The sequence below is a fragment of the Citrobacter pasteurii genome (genome assembly GCF_019047765.1).
Taxonomy (GTDB): Bacteria; Pseudomonadota; Gammaproteobacteria; order Enterobacterales; family Enterobacteriaceae; genus Citrobacter; species Citrobacter pasteurii.
In genome coordinates, this window is the sequence record NZ_CP077262.1 from 4,087,298 (window position 1) to 4,110,759 (window position 23,462).

Annotated in this window: 22 protein-coding genes; 7 read left to right on the forward strand and 15 right to left on the reverse strand. The window is 51.2% G+C overall.

All coding sequences use genetic code 11. The features are described 5' to 3' along the window. Positions 1-3 precede the first annotated feature (3 nt). Positions 4-912 carry a fructokinase gene (gene mak / locus I6L54_RS19860; protein WP_005120934.1) on the reverse strand — a complete coding sequence of 303 codons (909 nt, stop codon included), beginning with the start codon at positions 910-912 and terminating at the stop codon, positions 4-6. Between the two features lie 91 nt (positions 913-1,003). Here mak and rdgC point away from each other — a divergent pair, with 91 nt between their 5' ends. Beyond that, a complete protein-coding gene (rdgC, locus tag I6L54_RS19865; protein WP_005120935.1) occupies positions 1,004-1,915 on the forward strand; it encodes a recombination-associated protein RdgC in 912 nt (303 codons plus the stop codon). A gap of 93 nt (positions 1,916-2,008) precedes the next feature. Here rdgC and ppnP read toward each other — a convergent pair whose 3' ends face one another. From ppnP to I6L54_RS19885, 4 genes are all read right to left on the reverse strand, one after another. Further along, positions 2,009-2,293 (reverse strand): pyrimidine/purine nucleoside phosphorylase, encoded by a 285-nt coding sequence (gene ppnP / locus I6L54_RS19870; RefSeq protein WP_003021477.1) that lies wholly within the window; start codon positions 2,291-2,293, stop codon positions 2,009-2,011. A gap of 71 nt (positions 2,294-2,364) precedes the next feature. Further along, positions 2,365-3,042 carry an AroM family protein gene (locus tag I6L54_RS19875; RefSeq protein ID WP_040232758.1) on the reverse strand — a complete coding sequence of 226 codons (678 nt, stop codon included), beginning with the start codon at positions 3,040-3,042 and terminating at the stop codon, positions 2,365-2,367. A gap of 278 nt (positions 3,043-3,320) precedes the next feature. Continuing rightward, complete coding sequence (gene aroL, locus I6L54_RS19880; protein WP_040232759.1) at positions 3,321-3,866, reverse strand: shikimate kinase AroL; 546 nt, start codon at positions 3,864-3,866, stop codon at positions 3,321-3,323. A 184-nt stretch (positions 3,867-4,050) separates the two neighbouring features. Then, positions 4,051-4,506 (reverse strand): YaiI/YqxD family protein, encoded by a 456-nt coding sequence (locus I6L54_RS19885; RefSeq protein ID WP_005120939.1) that lies wholly within the window; start codon positions 4,504-4,506, stop codon positions 4,051-4,053. 189 nt (positions 4,507-4,695) lie between these two features. Here I6L54_RS19885 and proC point away from each other — a divergent pair, with 189 nt between their 5' ends. Next, the gene (proC, locus tag I6L54_RS19890; protein WP_040232760.1) at positions 4,696-5,505 is read left to right on the forward strand and encodes a pyrroline-5-carboxylate reductase; all 810 of its coding nucleotides are present in this window, start codon (positions 4,696-4,698) and stop codon (positions 5,503-5,505) included. A 14-nt stretch (positions 5,506-5,519) separates the two neighbouring features. On the opposite strand, the gene adrA is transcribed toward proC, so the two are convergent. The 5 genes from adrA to I6L54_RS19915 form a co-directional block, all read right to left on the reverse strand. Further along, positions 5,520-6,635, reverse strand: a complete 1,116-nt coding sequence (gene adrA, locus I6L54_RS19895) for a diguanylate cyclase AdrA (protein ID WP_137378455.1) — start codon at positions 6,633-6,635, stop codon at positions 5,520-5,522. Between the two features lie 91 nt (positions 6,636-6,726). Beyond that, positions 6,727-7,047: a phosphate starvation-inducible protein PsiF gene (gene psiF, locus I6L54_RS19900; RefSeq protein ID WP_005120942.1), complete on the reverse strand. Its 321-nt coding sequence runs from the start codon at positions 7,045-7,047 to the stop codon at positions 6,727-6,729. Positions 7,048-7,193: 146 nt separating this feature from the next. Next, the gene (phoA, locus tag I6L54_RS19905) at positions 7,194-8,609 is read right to left on the reverse strand and encodes an alkaline phosphatase (protein WP_040232762.1); all 1,416 of its coding nucleotides are present in this window, start codon (positions 8,607-8,609) and stop codon (positions 7,194-7,196) included. A gap of 104 nt (positions 8,610-8,713) precedes the next feature. Then, entirely contained in the window at positions 8,714-8,956 is a 243-nt protein-coding gene (locus I6L54_RS19910) for a sigma-S stabilization anti-adapter protein IraP (protein ID WP_005120945.1), read from the reverse strand. 248 nt (positions 8,957-9,204) lie between these two features. Then, positions 9,205-10,401 (reverse strand): multidrug efflux MFS transporter, encoded by a 1,197-nt coding sequence (locus I6L54_RS19915; RefSeq protein WP_040232763.1) that lies wholly within the window; start codon positions 10,399-10,401, stop codon positions 9,205-9,207. Positions 10,402-10,702: 301 nt separating this feature from the next. On the opposite strand from I6L54_RS19915, the gene ddlA reads away from it, so the two are divergent. Continuing rightward, positions 10,703-11,797: a D-alanine--D-alanine ligase gene (ddlA, locus tag I6L54_RS19920; RefSeq protein WP_040232898.1), complete on the forward strand. Its 1,095-nt coding sequence runs from the start codon at positions 10,703-10,705 to the stop codon at positions 11,795-11,797. A 22-nt stretch (positions 11,798-11,819) separates the two neighbouring features. On the opposite strand, the gene I6L54_RS19925 is transcribed toward ddlA, so the two are convergent. After that, positions 11,820-12,041 (reverse strand): DUF2754 domain-containing protein, encoded by a 222-nt coding sequence (locus I6L54_RS19925; RefSeq protein WP_005120949.1) that lies wholly within the window; start codon positions 12,039-12,041, stop codon positions 11,820-11,822. Positions 12,042-12,305: 264 nt separating this feature from the next. Here I6L54_RS19925 and I6L54_RS19930 point away from each other — a divergent pair, with 264 nt between their 5' ends. Next, on the forward strand, positions 12,306-12,629 hold the full coding sequence (locus tag I6L54_RS19930) for a YaiY family protein (RefSeq protein WP_040232764.1): 324 nt from the start codon (positions 12,306-12,308) through the stop codon (positions 12,627-12,629). On the opposite strand, the gene I6L54_RS19935 is transcribed toward I6L54_RS19930, so the two are convergent. Next, entirely contained in the window at positions 12,614-13,717 is a 1,104-nt protein-coding gene (locus I6L54_RS19935) for a DUF1615 domain-containing protein (protein ID WP_040232767.1), read from the reverse strand. The two genes, I6L54_RS19930 and I6L54_RS19935, sit on opposite strands and share 16 nt — an antisense overlap. Before the next feature lie 14 nt (positions 13,718-13,731). Continuing rightward, positions 13,732-14,952 (reverse strand): peptide antibiotic transporter SbmA, encoded by a 1,221-nt coding sequence (gene sbmA, locus I6L54_RS19940; RefSeq protein WP_040232769.1) that lies wholly within the window; start codon positions 14,950-14,952, stop codon positions 13,732-13,734. Positions 14,953-15,333: 381 nt separating this feature from the next. Here sbmA and ampH point away from each other — a divergent pair, with 381 nt between their 5' ends. Beyond that, positions 15,334-16,491: a D-alanyl-D-alanine-carboxypeptidase/endopeptidase AmpH gene (gene ampH / locus I6L54_RS19945; protein WP_040232770.1), complete on the forward strand. Its 1,158-nt coding sequence runs from the start codon at positions 15,334-15,336 to the stop codon at positions 16,489-16,491. Between the two features lies 1 nt (position 16,492). Here the strand turns inward: ampH and iprA are convergent, their stop codons facing one another. Both iprA and ehaB read right to left on the reverse strand, forming a co-directional pair. Then, complete coding sequence (gene iprA / locus I6L54_RS19950; RefSeq protein WP_040232772.1) at positions 16,493-17,116, reverse strand: hydrogen peroxide resistance inhibitor IprA; 624 nt, start codon at positions 17,114-17,116, stop codon at positions 16,493-16,495. Between the two features lie 86 nt (positions 17,117-17,202). Then, positions 17,203-20,121, reverse strand: a complete 2,919-nt coding sequence (gene ehaB, locus I6L54_RS19955) for an autotransporter adhesin EhaB (RefSeq protein WP_005120958.1) — start codon at positions 20,119-20,121, stop codon at positions 17,203-17,205. 505 nt (positions 20,122-20,626) lie between these two features. Here ehaB and hemB point away from each other — a divergent pair. Next, a complete protein-coding gene (gene hemB, locus I6L54_RS19960; RefSeq protein WP_005125012.1) occupies positions 20,627-21,601 on the forward strand; it encodes a porphobilinogen synthase in 975 nt (324 codons plus the stop codon). 112 nt (positions 21,602-21,713) lie between these two features. Beyond that, complete coding sequence (gene olsF / locus I6L54_RS19965; RefSeq protein ID WP_040232775.1) at positions 21,714-23,420, forward strand: bifunctional ornithine lipid synthase OlsF; 1,707 nt, start codon at positions 21,714-21,716, stop codon at positions 23,418-23,420. Positions 23,421-23,462: the final 42 nt, after the last annotated feature.

The window sequence follows — 23,462 nt, forward strand, 5'->3', positions numbered from 1 at the left end:
CGTTTATACCTGCGGCCACAGCCAGGCTGCGCCGCGCACGCCACTGGAGTCACCGTGTAACGCCTTGCGCAGAGGCGTTTCACACTCACCGCCAAAAACAAACTGCTTAATCAGTGACGGAACGTTTTGGTACAGCCTGTCGACATTGCTCATTCCGCCGCCCAGCACAATGACATCCGGGTCGAGAATATTCACCACATGCGCTAATGATTTCGCCAGGCGTAATTCATATCGGCTCAGCGCCTGTTCCGCCAGCGCATCCTGTTCGTTTACCAGACGGATAATTTCACTGCCTTTTAGCGGGTTCCCGCTCAGGCGATGATAATCAGTGGCAAAACCGGTCCCTGAGATAAAGGTTTCAATACAGCCTTGTTTACCGCAATAACAGGGTACTTCCTGCCGATAACGCAGCTCATCATCATCCATCCACGGCAGCGGATTATGCCCCCACTCGCCCGCCGTGCCATTCCCACCGGTATGCACCCGGCCATTTAGCGCCACGCCGGAACCACAGCCGGTACCAATAATTACCGCAAACACCGTCTGCGCCCCCGCCGCCGCGCCATCGACCGCTTCAGACACAGCCAGGCAGTTAGCATCGTTTGCCAGGCGGACTTCGCGGTTCAGACGCGCACTTAAGTCTTTGTCAAAAGGCTGCCCGTTAAGCCAGGTCGAGTTGGCATTCTTCACCACTCCGGTGTAGGGCGAAATTGAACCGGGAATGCCCATCCCTACGGTTCCCGTCTGCCCGGTGGCTTTTTCCGCCATCTCCACCAGCGCGGCGATGGTTTCTATGGTTTGTCGATAATCATCACGCGGCGTCGGCAGGCGATGGCGAAAAAGCTGTTCACCCGCATCGCCAAGCGCGATAACTTCCGTTTTCGTACCGCCTAAATCGATACCTATACGCACGGTTTACTCCTCTTCCCGATTAACAATGCAAGCATAGCGACAATTCGCTATCATGCCCGCTGGATTTAACGACAAGGCCGTGGAAATTATCATGCTGTGGTTCAAAAATTTAATGGTTTACCGTCTTAGCCGCGATGTTTCTTTGCGTGCCGAAGAGATGGAAAAACAGCTGGCATCAATGACGTTCACCCCTTGCGGTAGCCAGGATATGGCAAAAATGGGCTGGGTTCCGCCGATGGGATCGCACAGCGATGCATTAACGCATACCGCCAATGGCCAAATTATTATCTGCGCCCGCAAAGAAGAAAAAATTCTGCCGTCGCCGGTTATCAAACAGGCGCTGGAAGCCAAAATAATCAAACTGGAAGCTGAGCAAGGTCGCAAACTCAAGAAGACCGAAAAAGACTCGCTGAAAGATGAAGTGTTGCACTCATTGCTGCCGCGCGCTTTTAGCCGCTTCAGCCAGACAATGATGTGGATCGACACCGTCAATGACCTGATCATGGTCGACTGTGCAAGCGCGAAGAAAGCGGAAGATACGCTGGCGCTGCTGCGTAAGAGCCTCGGTTCGCTGCCGGTCGTTCCGCTGACGATGGAAAACCCTATTGAGCTAACGCTGACCGAATGGGTTCGCTCCGGCACAACGGCGCAAGGTTTCCAGTTACTGGATGAAGCCGAACTGAAAGCGATGCTGGAAGACGGCGGCGTGATCCGCGCGAAGAAACAGGATCTGGTTTGCGATGAAATTGCCGTACACATCGAAGCAGGCAAACTGGTCACCAAGCTGGCGCTCGACTGGCAGCAGCGTATTCAGTTCGTTATGTGTGACGACGGTTCCATTAAGCGTCTGAAGTTCAGCGATGAACTGCGCGATCAAAATGAAGACATCGACCGTGAAGACTACGCTCAACGTTTTGATGCCGATTTCATCCTGATGACGGGTGAACTGGCCGCGTTGATTAAAAGCCTGGTGGAAGGATTAGGCGGCGAAGCACAACGCTGAGTGACTTCGTATTGCCAGATGTCACCCCTTGCGACTTATCTGGCCTACGCATATTGTAGGCCAGATAAGTGAGTACTATCAGGCAATAAACAATTACAGATAGCGGCAAAGATAGGATGTTGGCTCTGCTACCTGCAGATGAAACTCACTGTTGCCCGGTACGTTAAACACGTCTCCTGCGGCATATACTTTCCACTCAGTTTCCCCCGGCAGTAACACATTTAACGCACCGCTTACCACCGTCATCTCTTCAGGTGCCGCTGTACCAAAGGTGTATTCACCTTCCGCCATAACGCCAACGCTGGCGCGGCCAGTACTGCTGCTGGTAAAACCAATCGATTTTACTTTGCCGGAAAAGTATTCATTACTTTGAAGCATACAACTGGCCCTATCTCGTGATTAAGTTGATAACCAATATAGGGGCCTGACGTTGTACCTGTCACGCAAAATTAAGCGAGCAACTCGGATGCCAGTCGGGCAATCAGTACGTTAGACAGAAGAACCGGGACATCCAGCGACTTTTGCAGTAAATCACGATGGCGTTGGTTAAAACCCAAACAATCCAGCATGAGAACATCAGCGCCCTGCTCAAGCAGATCTTTTCCGGCATCAATCAGCTGTTGTTCAGAACCGTGAATCGGGTTTGCCACGGCATAGACGGGGGGCGTCTGTAGCACCTGCCATTTTTGTTCCTGGGTCAGGAGCAATTCGGCGACCGGCACAATCACCCCAACCTGATGCCCTTCCACAATTGAGGCCACCAGGGGAGGAATAATGCGTAAAGGCTCCAGCAAGATACTATTGTGGGCCGCCAGGCGGGTAATTGAGGCCGTGCTCATCAGCAAAATAACGTCAAAACCCTGGTTATCCAGCACTTCAACAATACTTTGCAAATCGCGCTCGACTTTCTGGCGCGAGACATGAGCCAGTTGATGGTCGCTCAGCAGCGTCAATAACGACTCGTCACCGGGCGAGACCGCATACTCGGCCATCACCTCTTCTCGCCGCATCTGTCCCAGCAGGCTGTGGTGAGTTATGTGTTGTTCATCGATATATTCCGTCAGGAGCGGTAACACCTCACACATCGGCACAACACCAATCGTGAGGATAGCCAACGACGTACTCATTTGTTGTTCCACCGTCTTCTTACTTTGCCGTGAATCCCCGGACAAATGCCGGGTACTGACCTGCGCTACAAATGCTCAAAAGCGTAGCAGCAGATCGGCGATGCATAGTGTAAAGATTCCAAATCATTCCAGTACTATATTGTTATCGTTTAATTTTCACTTTCCGCGCTATAGCAGGAGGTGCGAAAATTGTGATACAGGCACGCTCCGGCAGAGGACAGATAATATGTCTGCGCGCCCAGGATTGAGTGGAAAGATCGGTCTATATCGGGAAACCCTTAACAATAAGCCCCGCCCTGTAGCCGTGACCGGGCTTGCGACAGTATCACAAGAATATCAGCCACAACCTGCGAAGGTTCATTCGTCGCATCAACAATATAATGCGCCGCTTCACGATACAGCGTATCGCGCTGTTCAAGAACTTCCTGCACTTCTTCGGTTAATGGCTTGCCGGTCAACGTCGGGCGCAATCCTTCTTCAGGCGCCACTTCCAGGCGGTTTACCAGTACCGATACTGGTGCGTTTAAATAGATGACCATGCCGTGACTACGCATGTAGTGACGATTATATTCAGTAAGAATAATACCGCCGCCGGTCGCCACGACTGTTGAGGGGGCCGTAACGGCCTGCAAGGCGGTCGTTTCCTGGGCGCGAAAACCTTCCCATCCTTCTCTTTCAACAATTTCAGCCACCGTCATCTGCAGGTGTGATTGCAACCAACGATCGGTATCAACGAACTGAAAGTCGATGGCTTTCGCCAGCGCCATACCGGTTGTCGTCTTACCACACCCCCGGGGGCCAACAAGATAAAGCGGTTGTGTCATCACAGAAGTTCCCCAGAGAACCGCAGGTAAGCGGGATCTGATGCTGTTAAAGTTATAATCATACCATCAAACTAGTACATCGCCAAAGTGTAAAGAATATATTCCAATAAGGCGATAAAATCGATTAAACCCTACTATAACAAGAATTCACAACGAAGAAAGTGTAAAAAATAAATTACAATTATTATTTTCCACGTTGAACTTCCAGCCACCACTTGTCCAGTTCAGCCGCAAAATGTTGCCTGTCACGCGGCGAAAGGCTGTCAGGCCCCCCGGTCTGGATCCCGCTGGCACGCAGCGTATCCATAAAATCACGCATCGTCAGACGTTCACGGATCGTCGCCTCGGTATAGCGCTCACCGCGCGGGTTGAGTGCCGCAGCGCCTTTTTCAATGACTTCAGAGGCCAGCGGGATATCCGCCGTGACAACCAGGTCTCCAGCGCTGCACTGGCGCACAATTTCGTTATCGGCGACATCAAACCCGGCCGGAACACGTAAAGTGCGGATAAAACGAGAAGGCGGAACGCGCAAACTCTGATTGGCGACCAAAATGAGCGGCATCTGCATCCGCTCGGAGGCCCGATATAAAATTTCTTTAATCACATTCGGACACGCATCCGCATCCACCCAAATCGTCATAACACCTCCAGACACATGTGCAATTGCACATTGTCTCGTGCTTTTACTTTCAGGCAAAGCGCTGTTTCTCCTTCTGAACGCCTTCATTCCGCGCTAAGCTTAGCTTTCCCAGATTTACCCTAAATAATTCAAGTGACTTGAAGGATGATGGGTATAAAACAATGAATATCACGCATAGGGAGTGACAAGATGGACAAGAAAATTGGTTTTATCGGCTGCGGAAATATGGGTAAAGCGATTCTTGGCGGCCTGATCGCCAGCGGCCAGGTACTCCCCGGACATATCTGGGTCTATACCCCCTCTCCCGATAAAGTCGCAGCGCTGCACGATCAGTACGGCATAAATGCGGCGCAGTCTGCGCAAGAAGTCGCGCAGATCGCAGATATTGTCTTTGGCGCCGTGAAGCCAGGCATCATGATTAAGGTGCTGAGTGAAATCACCTCCAGTCTGAACAAAGATTCCCTGGTGGTATCCATTGCGGCGGGCGTCACCCTCGATCAACTCGCCCGCGCACTGGGTCATGACCGTAAAATTATCCGCGCAATGCCTAACACGCCGTCACTGGTCAATGCAGGAATGACGTCCGTCACCCCAAATGCGCTGGTAACACCGGAAGATACTGCTGATGTGTTGAATATTTTCCGCTGCTTTGGCGAAGCCGAAGTCATCGCAGAATCGATGATTCACCCGGTCGTTGGCGTCAGCGGTTCAGCCCCGGCCTATGTGTTTATGTTTATCGAAGCCATGGCCGATGCCGCCGTTAAGGGCGGCATGCCACGCGCGCAAGCATATAAATTTGCGGCACAGGCGGTCATGGGATCGGCGAAGATGGTACTGGAAACGGGTAAACATCCTGGAGAACTGAAAGATATGGTGTGCTCGCCTGGCGGAACCACCATTGAGGCAGTGCGCGTCCTCGAAGAGCGCGGCTTCCGTTCGTCAGTTATCGAAGCGATGGTTAAGTGCATGGAACAATCAGAGAAACTCAGCAAATCCTGAGTGCAGGTCGGACGTCAGGCCGCCGCTTCAGTACGGTTACGTCCGGCATTCTTTGCTTTGTAAAGCGCCATATCCGCTGACTTCAACCACTCCCGATAGTGCTCTGTTTCAGAAGTCAGCGGAGCAACACCGACGCTAATCCGCAGGGCAACTTGCGGAGCGCAGGACAAGCGTAACTGGCTAAGTCGTTCATGGACGCGCGACATCGCTGCGATTGCACTGGCTGCAGGTGTACCGCACATAATTACCGCAAACTCATCGCCACCAAAACGCCCAATCACATCACTGCCGCGCAGCGTCATTTGCAACTGACGCGTCAGCGCAACAATCGCCTGATCCCCTACGTCATGACCCCAGGTATCATTGATGCTCTTAAAATGGTCGATATCGATAATAAGCAACGTGGCATCACGTTGCTGGCGACGGCAATTATCAAATTCATTGCGCAGCAATAGCTCCCAATGGCGCCGATTATAAACCCCGGTCATTCCATCCCGCGTACTCATGACCTGCAGGCGGCGTTTATGCTCCGCCAATTTGATCACCGTCTGGTAGCTAACCCAGGCAAACAGCAGCGGATAAATCACCAGTACCGGCAGCGACAACAGCACGCTCAGTTGCGTACTGCTAAACACGACCGGAATATCCGTTAACTGTAGCGTCACCAGACATGAAACCACCATCAACACAACGCCAGCGATGAATAATCGCACCCCACCTGCGCCCATCAGGTTGATGCAGATAATCATCAGCAGCGCCGTGGATGGCAGCAGGTTTGCCCCCATGATCCCCACCCACATGCCAGCGAGGATCGCATCGGCTTTAATATTCGTAAATTCACTGTATAGCGGATCTTCCGCTTTACTCGCCAACTGCCACGCAAGGTGCGGCCAGACAAACGCCCATCCCACCAGTAATAGCCACCAACCTCCGGTTATGGGTTGCGAGACTAATACCGACGCGATGGGGAAAAACATTCCCCCCAGCCCGACTGCGCGAGGCAGTCTTATCCGTCGGGCAAATCGCAGACCGGAACGTTGGTGGTCGTTTTGATGAAGCGATAAAAATGCTTCATTCGGTACGGCCTTCTTTTGATAAAAGTTTTCATCATTCATCGTATTTGGGAATATTCTGAAACAAATTTCCCAAATTATAGAAAGGGGTCTGGCGGCGGAAGTATGATATTTCGGGTGAGCGATTTTATCCGCTCACCCGTATGTATTACGCAGCTTTTTTCAGGCAAGCGCTCATAAATTTTTTACGATCGTCGCCTTTCAGCGACTGCTCTGTTGCCTGAACGTTACATTCGCGCATTTTCTGCTGCTGCGGCGTCAGACTCTTTTCATCAGGCGCAGACTGACTGTTTTTCAAGCAATCACTCATATATGTCTTCCGGGCATCCCCTTTTAAGGTCTGCGCCGTCGCCTGCTGGTTGCAGGTGGTCATACGTTGTTGTTGCGGGGTTAACGTCTTCTCGGCAGCGCCGACGGTAGTTAAGAAAACCAGGCCAAATAATAGGGTAACGAGTAATGTTATTTTCATAGCACCATCCTGTTGTGAGTATTCACTCTACACGTCACCTTTCAAGCGACCTCGATGTTGGCTGCTTGAAGGATGACGTGTAGTAAGTCTGGTTGCTGACGCAGAAATAGCCACCTCATTATTAAAATTAAGTGACCAAATACAGGTTACTTCAGCCCTAACGCCGCTTTCATGGTGTAAAACAGGTCGGTCTGATCGGTCAGGCCTACCACATTCGCCGCATGCGGGCCATAGGCGGCAATACGCAGCTGGCTGCCGGTATGCTCCTGTGATTCCTCTTCCGAGTTACCATAGCTGATAACCATCACCGCGCCATCTTTGGTATTCAGCGCCTGAGTCAGGCCAGGGGCTTTGGTGTCTGGTGCAACAATCTGGCTGGCATGCGCGTGGTCAGCGGTCACGACGACCAGCGTGTTGCCGTCTTTCTTCGCGAAGGCCAGCGCGCGCTGTACAGCTTCATCCAGATCGACCGTTTCACCAATCTGACCGCACGGGTTTGCGGCGTGATCCTGCTTATCGATAGACGCGCCTTCTACCTGCAGGAAAAAGCCTTTTTCATTCTTACTTAATAGCTCAATCGCTTTATCCGTCATCTGTGCAAGCGTTGGCACCGTGTCGTTACGTTTTGGATTGGGCGTACAGGTCACGACTGGCTTATCAAGGTTACCGTGGTAAGACGCTTTTGGCCCTTCCCAGCGTACCGGCATGTTGCCATCAGAGAACAAACCTAACAGCGGTTTATCCTGATTCGCTTCGGTAATGGCTGCCAGCGTCGCGGTATCACTGACCATCTGATAACCACGGGCCTGAGCCTGTTCACGCAGCGTTTTACCCTGCCACTCGCCCGCAGCAGCGGTCTCAGCAAAGGTTTTTGCCCCGCCGCCCAGCGTAACGTCAGCACGGGCATTCAATAATTGTTCGGTGATTGACCCTTTACCGCCTTTTTCCAGCGCATTCGTCGGGCATTTCTCAGTGGTGACGCTCGGACCGTAACATTTACGCGACGTCACATGCGCAACCAGCGCCGCGGGGGTGGCATCCTGCAATTCAGCAGTGGATACGTTGCCTGTCGCCAGACCGGCAGCTTTGGCCATTTCCAGAATAGTGGCGTGATCTTTTTCGTGAATATCAACGCCCAGCGCACCGTTATATGTTTTAACACCGGTCGTCCATGCCGTCGCAGAGGCTGCGGAATCGGTCACATAGTCAGGTTTACCCGTTTTTTTATCCAACGCGTAGTGCGTGTATTGTCCGGTCAGGGGTAACGCATCAATACCTTTAAAAAAACCACCCGCGCCTTCGGCATAATTTCGCGCAGCGGTAATTTCCGAGTCCCCCATACCATCACCGATCAATAAAATAATATTCTTGGCCGGTTTATCGTTCAAAGAATCTCGTAGTGCTGCCGTTTGATCAGTCGTTAATCGACGCGCGCCACCCGGTGTGGTGATATCTCCCTGTGCGGCACGATTATCCATAGCCGCTACGGTAGATGTTTCTGCATGAATAACCGGGGTAAACAGCAAGGGTAACAGGGCAATAGCGAGTGCGCTTTGTTTCACTTTATTTTCTCCATGTACAAATACGGTAAAATTAAAACAAAGCGACTATAAGTATTTGATGTGACACTTTTATGATAATTCGTCGATAAGTATCTGCAGATATCTCAACACGTTTTAGATACGTTCTCGCCAGCACTGTGCATGGTCGTCAGAAATGCGGGCATTTGACTTACCCCTGCCAGCGCGTCTTCTATTTGACGAATCAGTGTTTGCTGCTCATTTGTTGCCATGTTGCGCAGCATTTCCATGATGACCCGCTCTAACGTTGCGACTTGCGCGGCCAGGTCTTGCGACTCTTCTTCTTTTTGGGCGAGCTTAAGTAACAACTCAGTGATGAGATTTTTCATTTTCGTATTCCCTTAACTAAATAAAGGCCACGTTATCACTAAGACTCACAACTTCCTAGAGGATGAAAGTTGTATTTATTGCAGAAATAAAACATTTTGCGAAAACAATCACAACACAAAATAAGGGGGAATGACGCTTTCTGCAGAATAATTCAATATAAAAGGGTAAGGAGATTAATAGTCACCCAGATATATAATCTTCAATTATGGATTAACAACGCTGGCAACCCGCGTTGTTAATCCGCCATTCAGCGAGCGAGACGCCGGCGTCGCAACGCGATAGCCAGTTGCCAGATATTAATAAGCACAATGCTCGCGGTAGCGATAAAGACCCAGCGGAAACCCGCCATGGCCGATACGGTTGCCCCCATCAAGGGTCCAGCGACGTTTCCAAGATACATAAACGACTGGTTATACCCAAAGATGCGCCCGGTAATTTGCTCGCTGGAGTATTTCACTAATAGCGTTTGCACCGCAGGCAGCATTGCACCATCGGCAAAGCCGAGCAGAAAACGTAGTATCCCTAACTGCAGCGGAGTGGTAACCCATGACATAGCGAAAAACAGCACCACGGCGAATATGAGCGTTGCCATCAGGATCCGTTCAGTACCAATTCTGTCGCCCAACTTTCCAAGACGTGGCGCTGAAATCAAAGCGGATATGCCGGGAACCGAGGCAATCAGGCCGCTGAGAAAGGCAATATTTGCGCTATCTGGCACCATCGATTTGATAAACAGCGCCAGAATGGGGCCAATTGAGCCGTTACACAGTTGAATCACCATGGTGGTAAAAAACAGACTAATGACCAGCGCGGGATACGGTAACGAAGCAAAAACAGCTTTCCCGCTTAAACGCTCGCTTTTTTTAATCGTCGGTCGGACACCCTCTTTAATTAAGAACAGTGTGACCATAAAACTCACTACCAACAGTGCGGCGGTAATACAAAATACCGCACGTAAGCCAACATGGTCGGCAATAAAACCGCCCATCAGCGGCCCGCCAATCACCCCACTAATTTGCGCCGTTGAGAGCGTGCTCAACGCCCAACCACTGCGTTCTCGCGGGACTTGCGACGCCACCAACGCCATCGCATTGGGAATGTATCCCGACGTTAACCCCATCACCCCGCGCAGCAGAAAAAGCTGCCAGACGTTAGTGGCAAATGCCTGCAGCAAAATGGCAATTGCCATCCCCAGCGAGGCCCGTAACAGCATCAGCTTACGCCCTTTACGGTCAGCTAAACTGCCCCACATCGGTGAAACAATGGCAGAAATAAGAAACGTGACGCTAAACGTTAACCCGGACCACATTGAGAGCGCTTCGTGCGAGGTGACTCCCAGTTGGGAGATATAGAGCGGCAGAAAAGGCAGGATTTGGCTGATTGCAAGTCCGGTGAAAAAGCAACCGAACCACACGGAAATAAGGTTAACTCTCCAGGATTCCATAAGGACTCATAACGGTAAATAGCTGAAAACTGCGAGCAGCTTAACAAATTACGCCTTCAAACGAGGGTTCAGAGGTGCGATGTTTCACAGTTTAGTATTTTATCTCCCCGCTCATCATATTTGTGATATCCATCACATCAACCCCCTATTAGATACAGGGAATTATGCTGCTAACATGCCCTATGGGTTTGTGCGTATTCATTCCCGGGGAATCCACCAAAACAATCTGCCAGAAGCCGAGGAATCCTGCGTTTTGTCGTGGTAATGTATGTGCTTTGCATTCAAGGAATGGGTTTTTAAGATGGCAAAGTTGCGAGTAGGAATCGTATTTGGTGGTAAATCAGCGGAACATGAAGTGTCATTGCAATCGGCAAAAAATATTGTCGATGCCATCGACAAGACTCGCTTTGACGTTGTGCTGTTAGGTATTGATAAACAAGGGCAGTGGCACGTGAGCGATGCCAGCAACTATCTGCTCAACTCTGACGATCCGGCACGCATTGCGTTGCGCCCTTCCGCCACCAGCCTGGCGCAGGTACCGGGTAAACAAGAACAGCAGCTGATCGATGCACAAAACGGTCAGCCGCTGCCAACGGTCGATGTTATTTTCCCTATCGTGCACGGCACGCTGGGTGAAGATGGTTCACTGCAAGGCATGCTGCGCGTGGCGAATTTACCGTTCGTCGGTTCTGATGTACTGGGCTCTGCGGCCTGCATGGATAAAGATATTACCAAACGTCTGCTGCGCGATGCCGGATTAAACATCGCGCCATTTATTACGCTCACCCGCGCCAATCGCAATGCCATCAGCTTTGCTGAGGTCGAATCGCGTCTGGGTCTGCCGCTGTTTGTGAAGCCAGCCAACCAGGGATCATCCGTTGGCGTCAGCAAAGTCACCAGCGAAGCGCAATACAACCAGGCTGTTGCACTGGCGTTTGAGTTCGATCATAAAGTGGTGGTGGAACAAGGGATCAAAGGCCGCGAGATCGAATGTGCGGTACTGGGTAACGATCACCCGCAGGCCAGCACCTGTGGCGAGATCGTCCTGAACAGCGATTTCTACGCGTACGATACCAAATATATTGACGATAACGGTGCCAAAGTCGTGGTTCCGGCGGCGATCGCCTCAGAAATTAACGACAAGATCCGTGAAATCGCTATTCAGGCTTACCAGACCCTGGGTTGCGCCGGGATGGCGCGAGTGGATGTGTTCCTGACCGCAGAGAATGACGTGGTGATCAACGAGATCAACACACTACCGGGCTTTACCAACATCAGTATGTATCCCAAACTGTGGCAGGCCAGCGGCTTAGGCTATACCGATCTGATCACACGTCTGATCGAGCTGGCGCTGGAGCGCCACGCTGACGATAGCGCGCTGAAAACCAGCATGTAAAAGCAGACAGGATGCCCGATAACTATTGGGCATCCTTGACATCTTCATCCTCATCGGCACGGCGGCGAATAATAAGTCCCGCGAGCCAAAAGCTAATCACCCACGTAACCAGCCCCACCGCATAGGTTTGCCATCCTTTCGCTTCAAAACCCAATAATCCCACCACGCCATTCAGAATAAAGATCAGCCCAATGGCAAACGCGTAATAGTGCCAGTCGCGACGAATTTTTACAGGCAGGTTCATAACAGCTCCGGTGGAAGTACATCGTTGAACAGCATCCTCGCACATTTCACTGCGGGCGTCTGTGTCCTGTGCGGAAATTCTGAAATGTGAATCAATTTAACTTAAGGTTACACATTTGTGACGCTCAACAAAAAATCAAAATCCAGGAATAATCTCTACCTGAAATTACCATCATTCTGATATTGACAATCCCGATCACCTGTCAGACTCACTGTCAGTTACTGGTATGGCATCGACAACGCAGGATATTTCTTGGAGGTCCCTATGTCTGATTTTACGCTCTCAAAATCCCTGTTTAAGGGCAAGCATCGAGATACCTCCTCTCTGCCCGGCAACATTGCGTATGCCGTTTTTGTGCTGTTTTGCTTCTGGGCCGGGGCTCAGATTTTAAATCTGTTAGCCCATGCGCCCGGTATCTATGAAGAACTGATGCAGCTACAGATGCACGAGACCGGGCGCCCACGCGTTGAAATTGGCTTAGGCGTCGGCACCCTGTTTGGACTGATTCCCTTCCTCACTGGCTGCCTTATCCTTGGCGTCATCGCGGCGGTGGTGCGCTGGCGCCATCGTCATCACAACGATGACTGACCCATACACTTCGCCCGACGATCGTCCACGCGTTTGGCAAACCATGCCGTGGTCAAATTACGCGTAATCTTCGGGCTTTCCAGTTGAATACCTGGCAGCATTTCCCGTGGTAACGCTTTTCCTGCCTTCGCTTCCGCCAGCTTATACATCTTCTCGTACAGCGCAGTCTCCTCGAAGGCCAGGCTGTCGCCTTTTTGCAACTGACGATGGATATCGCTCTCACTCATCCCCAGCTTCCCGGCAAGCTTGCGTACCGCCAGCTCCGTTTTACCCGGTTCTTTGCTGTTATAGAGAATCAAATCCCCATCCAGCGCCAGCTTCACACCACTGGCTTTGCTGACGGCATTCTGAAACGCCGCATTACGGCTGGCGTACCATCCCGCATTAAAATCCGCGAAACGGAAGATGGGCGCGCTATAGTTCGCCGGGTAATTCAGCAAGTGATACGTGCCGAACCACAGTCCGCCGCGCAGGGTAAAGACTTCCTGGCGCACGGTTCCTTCCATTTGCCACGGATACCCGCTGGTGTGTTGCTCAGCAAAGGCGATGCTAACCTGCATCGGCCCACCGGTATGCACCGGATTAAGCGAACCAAATAACGTCTGCCCCATCGGTACCATGTTGATAAAATCATCAAAGATCGCGCTAAGCTGTTTTTCGGTTTTCACCGTATCCAGACGCTCGCTGTAGCTTTTCCCATTTGGCGAGTTAATCTTCAGCGCGGTATGCACCAAAAACACTGGGATATGCATACGCTCGGCGCGACGGTCAATCTCTTTCCAGGCTATTTTGCTTAAATTCGGGACAACCGGATCGGCCTGATAGTTGGACTCCTGCTGCGCGACCGCCAGCACCGAACAGATATTTTCAACCGTCGGCACCAGCTTCTGGCTGGCAAACGTTTTCGCCAAATCCTGCGCCCACGCGTCCCGGTCTTTCACGCTGGCGGGCATTTTTTGCCGCACCACGCTCGCCACATCGACGGCTTTCTCCCCTTTTTTTAGCGGCTGCGCGGGTTGACTACTACATCCCACCAGCACCAGTGCAGCAAGGCCAGACAAGGGGTAAAGACGGGAAACCGTCGACATAACATCTCCTTTTGTTAGCTAAGCGTATGGGTAACAGCCTGAATTTCCTGACCATCCAGTTCACGTTCGAAGCTGCGCAGACGCTTATAGATAGACATCAGCTCAACCAGCGTTGTCCACGAATTAATCAAATACTGGAACGAGCCACGTACCTGACCAAACACGTTGGTGATTTGCGTCATCAGACCGAGCGTAATCGTACCGGCAACAATCGATGGAAACAGCAGGAACAAGCCGAAAACGTTATCAACCTGTAGGTAAAGAATACGGGCGATATTGAAGTACATATAGTGAAAATAGAGGCGAAAGTAGTTTTGACGTACCGCGTGGAACAGCTCGCGAACCGTGGGCGGCGTCGCGCGATTACCATCATCTTCACCGTACACCAGCTCTTTACGGTACGCCGCTTCCACCCGCTGATTTTTGAACTCCAGCCCAGGCAGTTTGATCCCCACCACGGCCAGCAGCCCGGTCCCCATCAACGACCAGACAATCGCGGCAATCACCAGACCGTAAGGAATATGTCCAACAATCGGCAGATCCGGGACATGCGCAGAAAGCGTAACCAGTACCGGCAGGAAGGCAATCAGCGTCATAATCGCGTTAATAAAACTTACGCCCATGTCTTCCAGCGTGGAAGCGAAACGCATGGTGTCTTCCTGCACACGTTGCGCCGCACCTTCGATATGACGCAGATGCTGCCAGTGCGCCATATAATGTTCGTTCATCGCGGTACGCCAACGGAAGACGTAATGGCTGACAAAGAAGTTGTTCATCACGCCAATGACGACGGCTATCAGCGCAATCCCGAGAAAGATCCCCACTTCCTGATAGAACTGCTCAATCTTCACCTTATGCGGCGTGCTGAGTGCGGTTTGAATCAGGTCGTAGAACGGGGCATACCACGCGTTGACGGCGACGCCGACTTCAACCAGAAACCAGGTAACGAAGATAATCAGCGAGGTACCGAGTATCGACCAGTACTGCCAGCGGTGCGGACTGTAGATAAACCAGAACAGCGCAAACACGCCAACGCACAGAATGTAGTACGCATAAAAAATCAGATAATCCAGTGACCAGAATCGCGCCGCGCTAATCGGTACATCCCCCGATGCGCCGGTAATCTGTGCAACCCAGGCTCCCCCACCAGCCTGCCAAAATACAACAGCGACCAGTGCCCAAATAAATGCCGAAATAAAGAACGGCCCCGGCTTTGGGAAAAAAGACTTAAACATAGTGCTCTCCTGCTAACTTCTTATCGTTATGACGACTGCTGTGCATTTGCCACGGTGGTTTACCGCGGCAAGACGGCTTACGCCCAATAAACACAAGCTGAAACCGACAATTGTGACCAGAACCGACGCACTTAGTTCGCTATCTGGTTTTGTAGAATTGTTTCTGCGGTTTTCACACCGACAGCGTTCCGGCATGTTCAGATTATTACAGCGTGAGATCACAAAAGCGAACATCCACTCTCCGGGAAAAGCCCACGTTTACTCATCGTTACGTTTTTCCCACTATCATTGGCTGATAAGCGCTTTGCAATATGCCAACGAGTAGTATAAATACGCATACGCACGTCATCTTTTATTTCCTCTAACTCATGGACACCACCGTTGAAACGTAGTCTGCTTTTTTCTGCCGCGCTGTGTGCGGCGTCATTGACATCAGTCCAGGCGGCACAGCCTATAACCGATCCCGTCTTTGCCTCTGACATCGTCGACCGGTATGCCGATCATATTTTCTACGGCAGCGGAGCTACGGGGATGGCGCTCGTGGTGATTGATGGTAATCAGCGCGTGTTTCGTAGCTTTGGTGAAACGCGCCCCGGCAATAATGTTCACCCGCAGTTGGATTCCGTCATTCGCATCGCGTCGTTGACCAAATTAATGACCAGCGAAATGTTAGTGAAATTACTCGATCAGGGCACAGTTAAACTCAACGATCCATTGAGTAAATATGCACCACCAGGCGCACGCGTTCCGACATATCAGGGAACGCCTATCACGCTGGTGAATCTGGCGACGCACACCAGCGCGCTGCCACGCGAGCAGCCTGGCGGCGCGGCAAAACGCCCGGTCTTTGTCTGGCCGACTCGCGAACAGCGCTGGAGCTATCTCTCTACCGCCACGCTAAAAGCCGCACCGGGCTCGCAGGCTTCCTATTCGAACCTGGCGTTTGACCTGCTGGCCGATGCGCTGGGAACTGCCTCTGGTAAGCCTTATCCACAGCTGTTTGAAGAAAAAATTACCCGTCCGTTGGGGATGAAAGACACCACCTTTACCCCATCCCCCGATCAATGCCGACGTCTGATGGTCGCGGAAAAAGGCGCCAGCCCGTGTAACAATACGCTGGCGGCGATGGGCAGCGGCGGCGTCTATTCAACGCCAGGCGATATGATGCGCTGGATGCAGCAGTATCTCTCTTCTGATTTTTACCATCGTAGCCAGCAGGCCGACCGGATGCAGACGCTGATTTATCAGCGTACGCAGTTAACCAAAGTGATAGGGATGGATGTGCCGGGCAAGGCCGATGCGCTTGGTTTGGGCTGGGTCTATATGGCGCCGAAGAATGGGCGTCCAGGAATTATTCAAAAAACCGGTGGCGGCGGTGGCTTCATTACTTATATGGCGATGATCCCACAGCAAAACGTCGGGGCCTTTGTCGTGGTGACCCGCTCCCCGCTGACCCGCTTTACCAATATGAGCGATGGGATCAACAATCTGGTGAGCGAACTGAGCGGCAACAAACCGCAGGTTATTCCCGCCTCCTGATTCAATACTCAAAAGGCAAACGGTTAATGTTCACCAGTTTGCCTTTATTCATTTCAATGTAACCACCTTTACGCAAAGCCGCGAGAACCTCAGCAACAACTGAGCGTGAAATTCGCGTGCGTTGGTGAATATAGTTCATGACGCCGATACGCGAACGCAGAACGTCGTCCCATTCCGTCATGGATATCAGCGTCGCACGGATCTGATCGTAGGAGTTATTGCCAATCAACTGCAAGTCGCGCATTTCAAGCATGCAGTTTTGCCATGCTAACCAGCAAAAAGCTTCGCGCCAAAGCTGGCATTGTTCAATGATATTAATCGTTTGTGAGGCAGGAAGATGATATCCCGTACAATTACTTTCGGTTATTAATCTGTATGGTACATCTGTTTTCATTACGCCATCCGAAAGGCCCATAATAAAAGGTGCCTGTACAATCCCGACCAGCACGTTTTCCCCTCTACGCAGGGAAACAACACCGCTTAAAATAACAAAGGTATCGTCGCCATTTATATCACTGGAATATATAATTTGTTTTTTGTTATCATATTTAAAATGTTTACCATATTTTGACAAACATTTATCAAGCTTACAAAATTCCAAAAGAGGTTTATTTGTAGATAGCATGTGCGCACTCCTTGCAATAAATGCCCGTCAAATCCGTGACGGGCATTTTTCTGGATTAAATTATCTTTTTCTCAATGAGAAATTTATTACCAGGTATATTTAACACCAGCATTCGCAGACCAGTCTTGATCTACATCGCCACCACCGAGGTAGTTAGCATCGGTGTAGGCACTGAAGTTTTTGGTAAAGCTGAACTGAGTCCCCAGTCCAACACGTACCGCAGAACCTTCTACGCCGTTGTCGATGGAGTCACCGTTTACGTTAGAATCATTGTTAGAGTCATCGTAAACGTAGGCCAGTTTGAAGTACGGGGTCAGCGCCTGATCTTCGCTGTAGGCGAAGGTATAACCTGCATCTACACCGAGTTCATAACGCATGCTGTCATAAGACTGACCGTCAACTTTCATGTCGTTGCTCAGTTTATAGTCATCACCAGACTGGAACAGACCGGATACGCTACCATAAGGCGCCACGTAACCAGCATCACCCAGTTTCAGGTCGTAACCCAGTTTCAGACCAAAGCCCCAGGCATCAGCAGAAGTGCTGCCATCAACATATTGACCGTTGCTCATGTTGGCAGAAAGATCGTTGTTGAAGTGGGAGTAGCTTAAGTTACCGTCAACAAAGATGTTGTTGTCAAAGCGAGCAGAAGAGTAGATATAGGCAGTCTGGCTGTCCTGATCCACCTGGCCGGTACGGTCGCTCATATCACCTTTCGCGAAGCCTGCTGCTGCACCGACAATCCACTTGGCGTTGTTACCATCAATTTTGGAATCAACACCGACCATGATGCCGTTAACATCCTGATCGTAGTTGATGGTGCCGTTATCCGCATCGAAGCTACCACCGAAGTAGCTAACCCATGCGCCACCGTTATCAACCAGACCATGACGCGCGTTAGTCAGACGAGTACCGACGGTGTCTTGTTCCAGGTTCCAGATATTAGTGTTGGCAGACGGGATGCTCAGAGCCATATTTGCGTAGTCGGTCAGCTCCATCTGCTGCAGAACAACGGTGTTACCCTGCTGCTGCGCCTGATAGGTGTAAGCGCCGAGGTCAGCTTTGTTCGCTGCTGAGAAGGTTGCGGTGCTGTTGGTGTCGTTAACGTAGATCAGCTCGTTACCTTTGTAATCAGCAACAGAACCAGCGCCGGTCGCGTTATCGATACGCACTTTATAGTTACCGGTTGCTGCCGCTACGTGGTCACCATAGTTATCAACTTCAGACTGATCGTAGGAGGTGTCAGAATCGCCGTTACCATTGATAGTCAAGTGACCATCAGAGTTCATTGCGATCACGCCGTAACCGTAGTTAGCCTGAGTTTTGTCGTTAGTACGATCGTTGGTCAAGTCAGCATTCAACACATAGTTGGTGCTGTTGATGTCGAAAACACCCGCATTAACATGGTTGTAAGCGTCGGTATAGCTGGTCAGGTTCAGCGTATCAACCTGCAGTGCATCACCTGTGCTGTTACCCACATCCAGAACACCGTTGTTGGTAACGTTGATGGTGTTGGCATACAGTGCAGCACTACCCACGCTCCAGCCAGCAGATACGTCGTCAGCAATCGTTACAGAACTGTTGTCGATAGACAGCGTATCGGTCGCAACATGACCATCTTCGTTGATGTTCAGGGCAGAAGCACCGGTCAGAGAGATGGTGTCAGAAATCAGGGTAGAATCACCTACGTTGACAACCGAACCGCTGTTGATGCCCAGAGTGTCGATCAGAGACGTTTTGGTGGTATCCCACTGTGAAGCGCCATTCAGCGTAACGTTGAACAGACCGCTCTGGTAGACGGCGTTGCCCACCACATGGCCATTTTCGTCATAAGAAGTTGTGTCGCTATCGATACCATAGGTTGAAACTGGCCACAGGCTGTTAGCCGCGATGTCGATCAACGTAGAGGTGTATTCAGTGCCCGCATCGTAGCGGTCATAAACACCGTCGCCATCAACGTCCACCTGATGGACGGACATCGCCGCGCCCACCCACTTACTGCCGTTGTTGAGGGTAAGATCCAGACGGTCAGTACCATCCCAACCGTTGGTATCCAGGTCGGCATCGGTATCGCGGTAAGTATCAGCGCCGTTCGGGAAGAAGTTCTCATCGAAGTTGCTGGAGAACACCACGTCGCCCATCAGCGTGGAGTTGCTCAACGTGGCAGTCGTCTGCATCGCGTTGTCAGCACCCAGATGTGCAATAACCGCTAATGCAATATCGTCAGCGGTATAAGAACCGCTGTAGTCGCTTGCATTGCTGGTATTGCCAAACCAGCCGGAGGTTCCTTCATCAGACCATGAACCAGAGGTTACAGTAGAATCGCTGACAGAAAGGGTGTTGTTAAACACTTCGCCGCTGTTTACGCCGGTGCTGACGGTGTTATCGTCAATGTCTTCCCACTCATAACCCTGAGTCAGCGTAATACCCGCAACGTGAGAGTTGTTGGAGATAGACAGATCAACTTCTTGATCCAGCGTGATAGCCGTACCCAGATTATAAACGTCGACAACGTGCGTATCAGCCGCATCGTTATAGGTACCGTTGTAGGTATAATGTTCGTAGTTGTCATCAATCGTTGAGTTGATGACGCTCATCGACAGGCGATCGTAGTCGTAGTCGGTACTCCTATAGTTAGTACAATCCGTGGCCAAACACTCGGATATCACCATACCGTGAATAGTACTATTTTTAATCGTCAGGCTGTTGTTATTAGATAGTTCATCATCCAGATAATATTTAGAAATAGACATAACACCGTTGACAGTGGCGTTATTGATTACCGGATAAATATCACCGTTATAAATACTATCGGTGTCATCATTGTACCAGCCTACATAACCACCGTAATACCAATTATCAGTATGACTATCATCATTATAGTGGGAGAACGTGTTGTACGTGGTTCCAGAAATATCGGTTGAAGCATTCGCCTGAGAAGTGATTGCCAAAGTGCAGGCTAATGCTAATTGTGAGACTACAAGTTTCTTTTTCCAGATGTGCATTTGTCATCCCTCCTCAGGGACGTAATATAGTTGATCCATCAATTATCAATGCAAAGAAAACATTTTATGTTTCGCAGGGTCGATTATGCAGTTTCACAACTAAAAGGTTCAATTATTCTTTGCGCACCGTCCGAAACCGGACAAAATCATGAATTACCCCAGCCTTAACGAGAAAACAAAAATACAAACACTTTCAGTAATATATAGAACATATGATATCTAACACATATAATTATCAAATGATCCACCCAATACTTAAACAAATAAAAAATAAATAGGCGAGAGTTACGTTACGTGCCAAATAAACACATCAACATTTAAAATAATAAAAACAAAAATAAACAAAATAATGAATATAAATAAATTGTCATGCATGTGAATAAATTGCTCTAATGATTCAGCCTTTCGCCACGGGAAATCCAAATATAAAGCCAACTTTCGTAAACCACCCGCCCTCAGGTTCGGGTATACTACGGCCTTCGATTTCACAAACATCAGGCATACCATGACAGACCTAATCCAACGCCCTCGCCGCCTGCGCAAATCACCTGCGCTGCGCGCTATGTTTGAAGAGACAACACTGAGCTTAAATGACCTGGTGTTGCCGATCTTTGTTGAAGAAGAACTCGACGATTACAAAGCTATCGAGGCCATGCCAGGCGTGATGCGCATTCCGGAGAAGCATCTGGCACGCGAAATTGAACGCATTGCTAATGCAGGCATCCGCTCAGTCATGACCTTCGGTATTTCCCACCACACCGATGACACCGGCAGCGATGCATGGAGAGAAGACGGTCTGGTGGCGCGCATGTCGCGTATCTGTAAGCAGACCGTACCTGAAATGATCGTCATGTCCGACACCTGCTTCTGTGAATACACTTCGCACGGTCACTGCGGCGTATTATGCGAGCACGGCGTTGATAACGATTTAACCCTGGCCAATCTTGGCAAGCAGGCGGTGGTTGCCGCCGCTGCGGGTGCTGACTTCATCGCGCCTTCCGCCGCGATGGACGGCCAGGTGCAGGCGATTCGCCAGGCGCTGGACGCTGCGGGCTTCACCGATACGGCGATCATGTCCTACTCCACGAAATTTGCCTCTTCTTTCTACGGCCCGTTCCGTGAAGCCGCAGGCACTGCGCTGAAAGGCGATCGTAAAACCTATCAGATGAACCCGATGAACCGTCGGGAAGCGATCCGCGAATCGCTGCTGGATGAAGCCCAGGGCGCAGACTGCCTGATGGTCAAACCGGCTGGCGCATACCTCGATATTCTGCGCGATATCCGCGAGCGCACCGAGCTGCCGATTGGCGCTTATCAAGTCAGCGGTGAATACGCGATGATCAAATTCGCGGCGATGGCGGGTGCTATAGATGAAGAGAAAGTGGTGCTGGAAAGCTTAGGCTCGATCAAGCGCGCTGGCGCGGATCTGATTTTCAGCTACTTCGCACTCGATCTGGCTGAGAAAAAAATCCTGCGTTAATTCCTTTCAACGCCCTGCACTGCGGGGCGTTTTATCATAAAACGTCACCAAACCGCCATCTAACCGACACATCGCCCTTCTACTGTCACAAAAGGACAGAGGAGGAGCCGCTATGTTTAGTCTCGACAATGTCATCGACGACCTGTGGCCAGAGGCGAGGCCCGCCCCGTGGCAAAAAAAAGTGCTGAGAAAACTGTTACATGAAGAGGAATTCCAACAGTTTGCCGCTCGTCACCGCCATCTGAAAGGGTTAGATACCGTTGAACAGGTGCTGGAGCATCTCAACATTCACTGTCAAATTCCGGTCCGTAGTCTGGAACAAATTCCCGAACAAGGGCCGCTGGTTATCATCGCCAACCACCCTACCGGCACACTCGACGGCCTGGCCCTGCTGTACGCCGTTTCTCGCGTTCGCCGCGATGTTAAAGTCGTCACCAACCGCATGCTCACTCATCTCGAACCGCTCAGTTCGCTGTTTATTCCGGTGGATAATATCAATGGCCGCACCGCTAAAGCAGCGCTACAGCTGATGGATCGACAGTTGCAAAACGGCGGTGTGCTGATCTTCTTCCCGGCCGGTGAAGTTTCGCGCATAACCCGGCGCGGCATTCACGATAAAAAATGGCACTCCGGCTTTATTAAGCTCGCCGCCAAATACCGCGCACCGCTCTTACCTGCGTGGATTGAGGCACGCAACAGTACGCTGTTTTATGCCAGCGCACTGGTATCGCAAAACCTGCCGATGCTGTTGTTAATGCAGCAAATGTTTCGCCGCCGGAACAGCAACCTGCCGGTGACCATTGGCGAGCAAATTGCGTGGACGACATGGTGTAACCCACAAACTACGCCGCGAGAAATGACAGACAAGTGCTACCGACACGTTCAGCTACTGGGGAAAGGACTGCCGGGCGTCTTTAAAACCGAAAGCGCGATCGCTCGCCCGGAACCCCGGGCCCTGCTCAAGCGCGAGCTACACCAGGCCGAGTGCCTGGGGCGTACAGCAGACGGTAAGGTTATCTATCTATGGCAGCGTAATGGCCAGGAAGAGGTTCCGTTGCTACGTGAGCTGGGCCGCCTGCGGGAAATCGCCTTCCGCGCGGTAGGTGAAGGTAGCGGCAAACGCCGCGACATCGACAGTTACGACGATGACTACCTGCATCTGATCCTGTGGGATGAAGACGATTTGGAGATCGTCGGTGCCTACCGCTTTATGCCGACCGCCCTACAGATGGAAAAGCGCGGGCTGGACGGCATTTACAGCTATAGCCTGTTTCATTACGACGAACGGATGGACGATATCCTCCAGCACGGCATTGAGCTGGGGCGCAGCTTTATTCAGCCACGCTACTGGGGACGCCGCGGCCTGGACTATCTGTGGTCCGGTATCGGCGCGTATCTGGCGCGCCATCCACACTATCGCTACCTGTTTGGCCCGGTTTCTATTTCTGGTGGGCTACCGCCTTCGGCCCGCGATTTGCTGGTTGCCTTTTATCGCCTGTGGTTTCCGGCAACACATCCGCTGGCGGAGTCACGCCGACCGTACCCGGCCTCGTTACCCGACGCACTGGCGCAGTTTGGCGGGGAAAATTACAGTGAAGACCTGACGCGGCTGAAGTCGCTGCTCGGCAACCTTGGTTGTGGGATTCCACCACTCTACAAGCAATATTCCGAAGTGTGTGAGCCAGGTGGCGTACAGTTTATCGACTTTGGCAGCGACCCGGACTTTAACAACTGCGTGGATGGCCTGGTACTGGTAGATTTAACGTATCTGAAGGCAAATCGCTACCAGCGGTATATCGGACCGCATTTAGGTTTGTAGGCCGGATAAGGCGTTTACGCCGCCATCCGGCACGATGCCGGA

Coding starts and splice junctions, on each gene's coding strand:
- rdgC (WP_005120935.1), top strand. CDS start 1,004: ATGCTGTGGTTCAAAAATTTAATGGTTTACCGTCTTAGCCGCGATGTT.
- ppnP (WP_003021477.1), bottom strand. CDS start 2,293: ATGCTTCAAAGTAATGAATACTTTTCCGGCAAAGTAAAATCGATTGGT.
- I6L54_RS19875 (WP_040232758.1), bottom strand. CDS start 3,042: ATGAGTACGTCGTTGGCTATCCTCACGATTGGTGTTGTGCCGATGTGT.
- aroL (WP_040232759.1), bottom strand. CDS start 3,866: ATGACACAACCGCTTTATCTTGTTGGCCCCCGGGGGTGTGGTAAGACG.
- I6L54_RS19885 (WP_005120939.1), bottom strand. CDS start 4,506: ATGACGATTTGGGTGGATGCGGATGCGTGTCCGAATGTGATTAAAGAA.
- proC (WP_040232760.1), top strand. CDS start 4,696: ATGGACAAGAAAATTGGTTTTATCGGCTGCGGAAATATGGGTAAAGCG.
- psiF (WP_005120942.1), bottom strand. CDS start 7,047: ATGAAAATAACATTACTCGTTACCCTATTATTTGGCCTGGTTTTCTTA.
- I6L54_RS19910 (WP_005120945.1), bottom strand. CDS start 8,956: ATGAAAAATCTCATCACTGAGTTGTTACTTAAGCTCGCCCAAAAAGAA.
- I6L54_RS19915 (WP_040232763.1), bottom strand. CDS start 10,401: ATGGAATCCTGGAGAGTTAACCTTATTTCCGTGTGGTTCGGTTGCTTT.
- ddlA (WP_040232898.1), top strand. CDS start 10,703: ATGGCAAAGTTGCGAGTAGGAATCGTATTTGGTGGTAAATCAGCGGAA.
- I6L54_RS19925 (WP_005120949.1), bottom strand. CDS start 12,041: ATGAACCTGCCTGTAAAAATTCGTCGCGACTGGCACTATTACGCGTTT.
- I6L54_RS19930 (WP_040232764.1), top strand. CDS start 12,306: ATGTCTGATTTTACGCTCTCAAAATCCCTGTTTAAGGGCAAGCATCGA.
- I6L54_RS19935 (WP_040232767.1), bottom strand. CDS start 13,717: ATGTCGACGGTTTCCCGTCTTTACCCCTTGTCTGGCCTTGCTGCACTG.
- sbmA (WP_040232769.1), bottom strand. CDS start 14,952: ATGTTTAAGTCTTTTTTCCCAAAGCCGGGGCCGTTCTTTATTTCGGCA.
- iprA (WP_040232772.1), bottom strand. CDS start 17,116: ATGCTATCTACAAATAAACCTCTTTTGGAATTTTGTAAGCTTGATAAA.
- ehaB (WP_005120958.1), bottom strand. CDS start 20,121: ATGCACATCTGGAAAAAGAAACTTGTAGTCTCACAATTAGCATTAGCC.
- hemB (WP_005125012.1), top strand. CDS start 20,627: ATGACAGACCTAATCCAACGCCCTCGCCGCCTGCGCAAATCACCTGCG.
- olsF (WP_040232775.1), top strand. CDS start 21,714: ATGTTTAGTCTCGACAATGTCATCGACGACCTGTGGCCAGAGGCGAGG.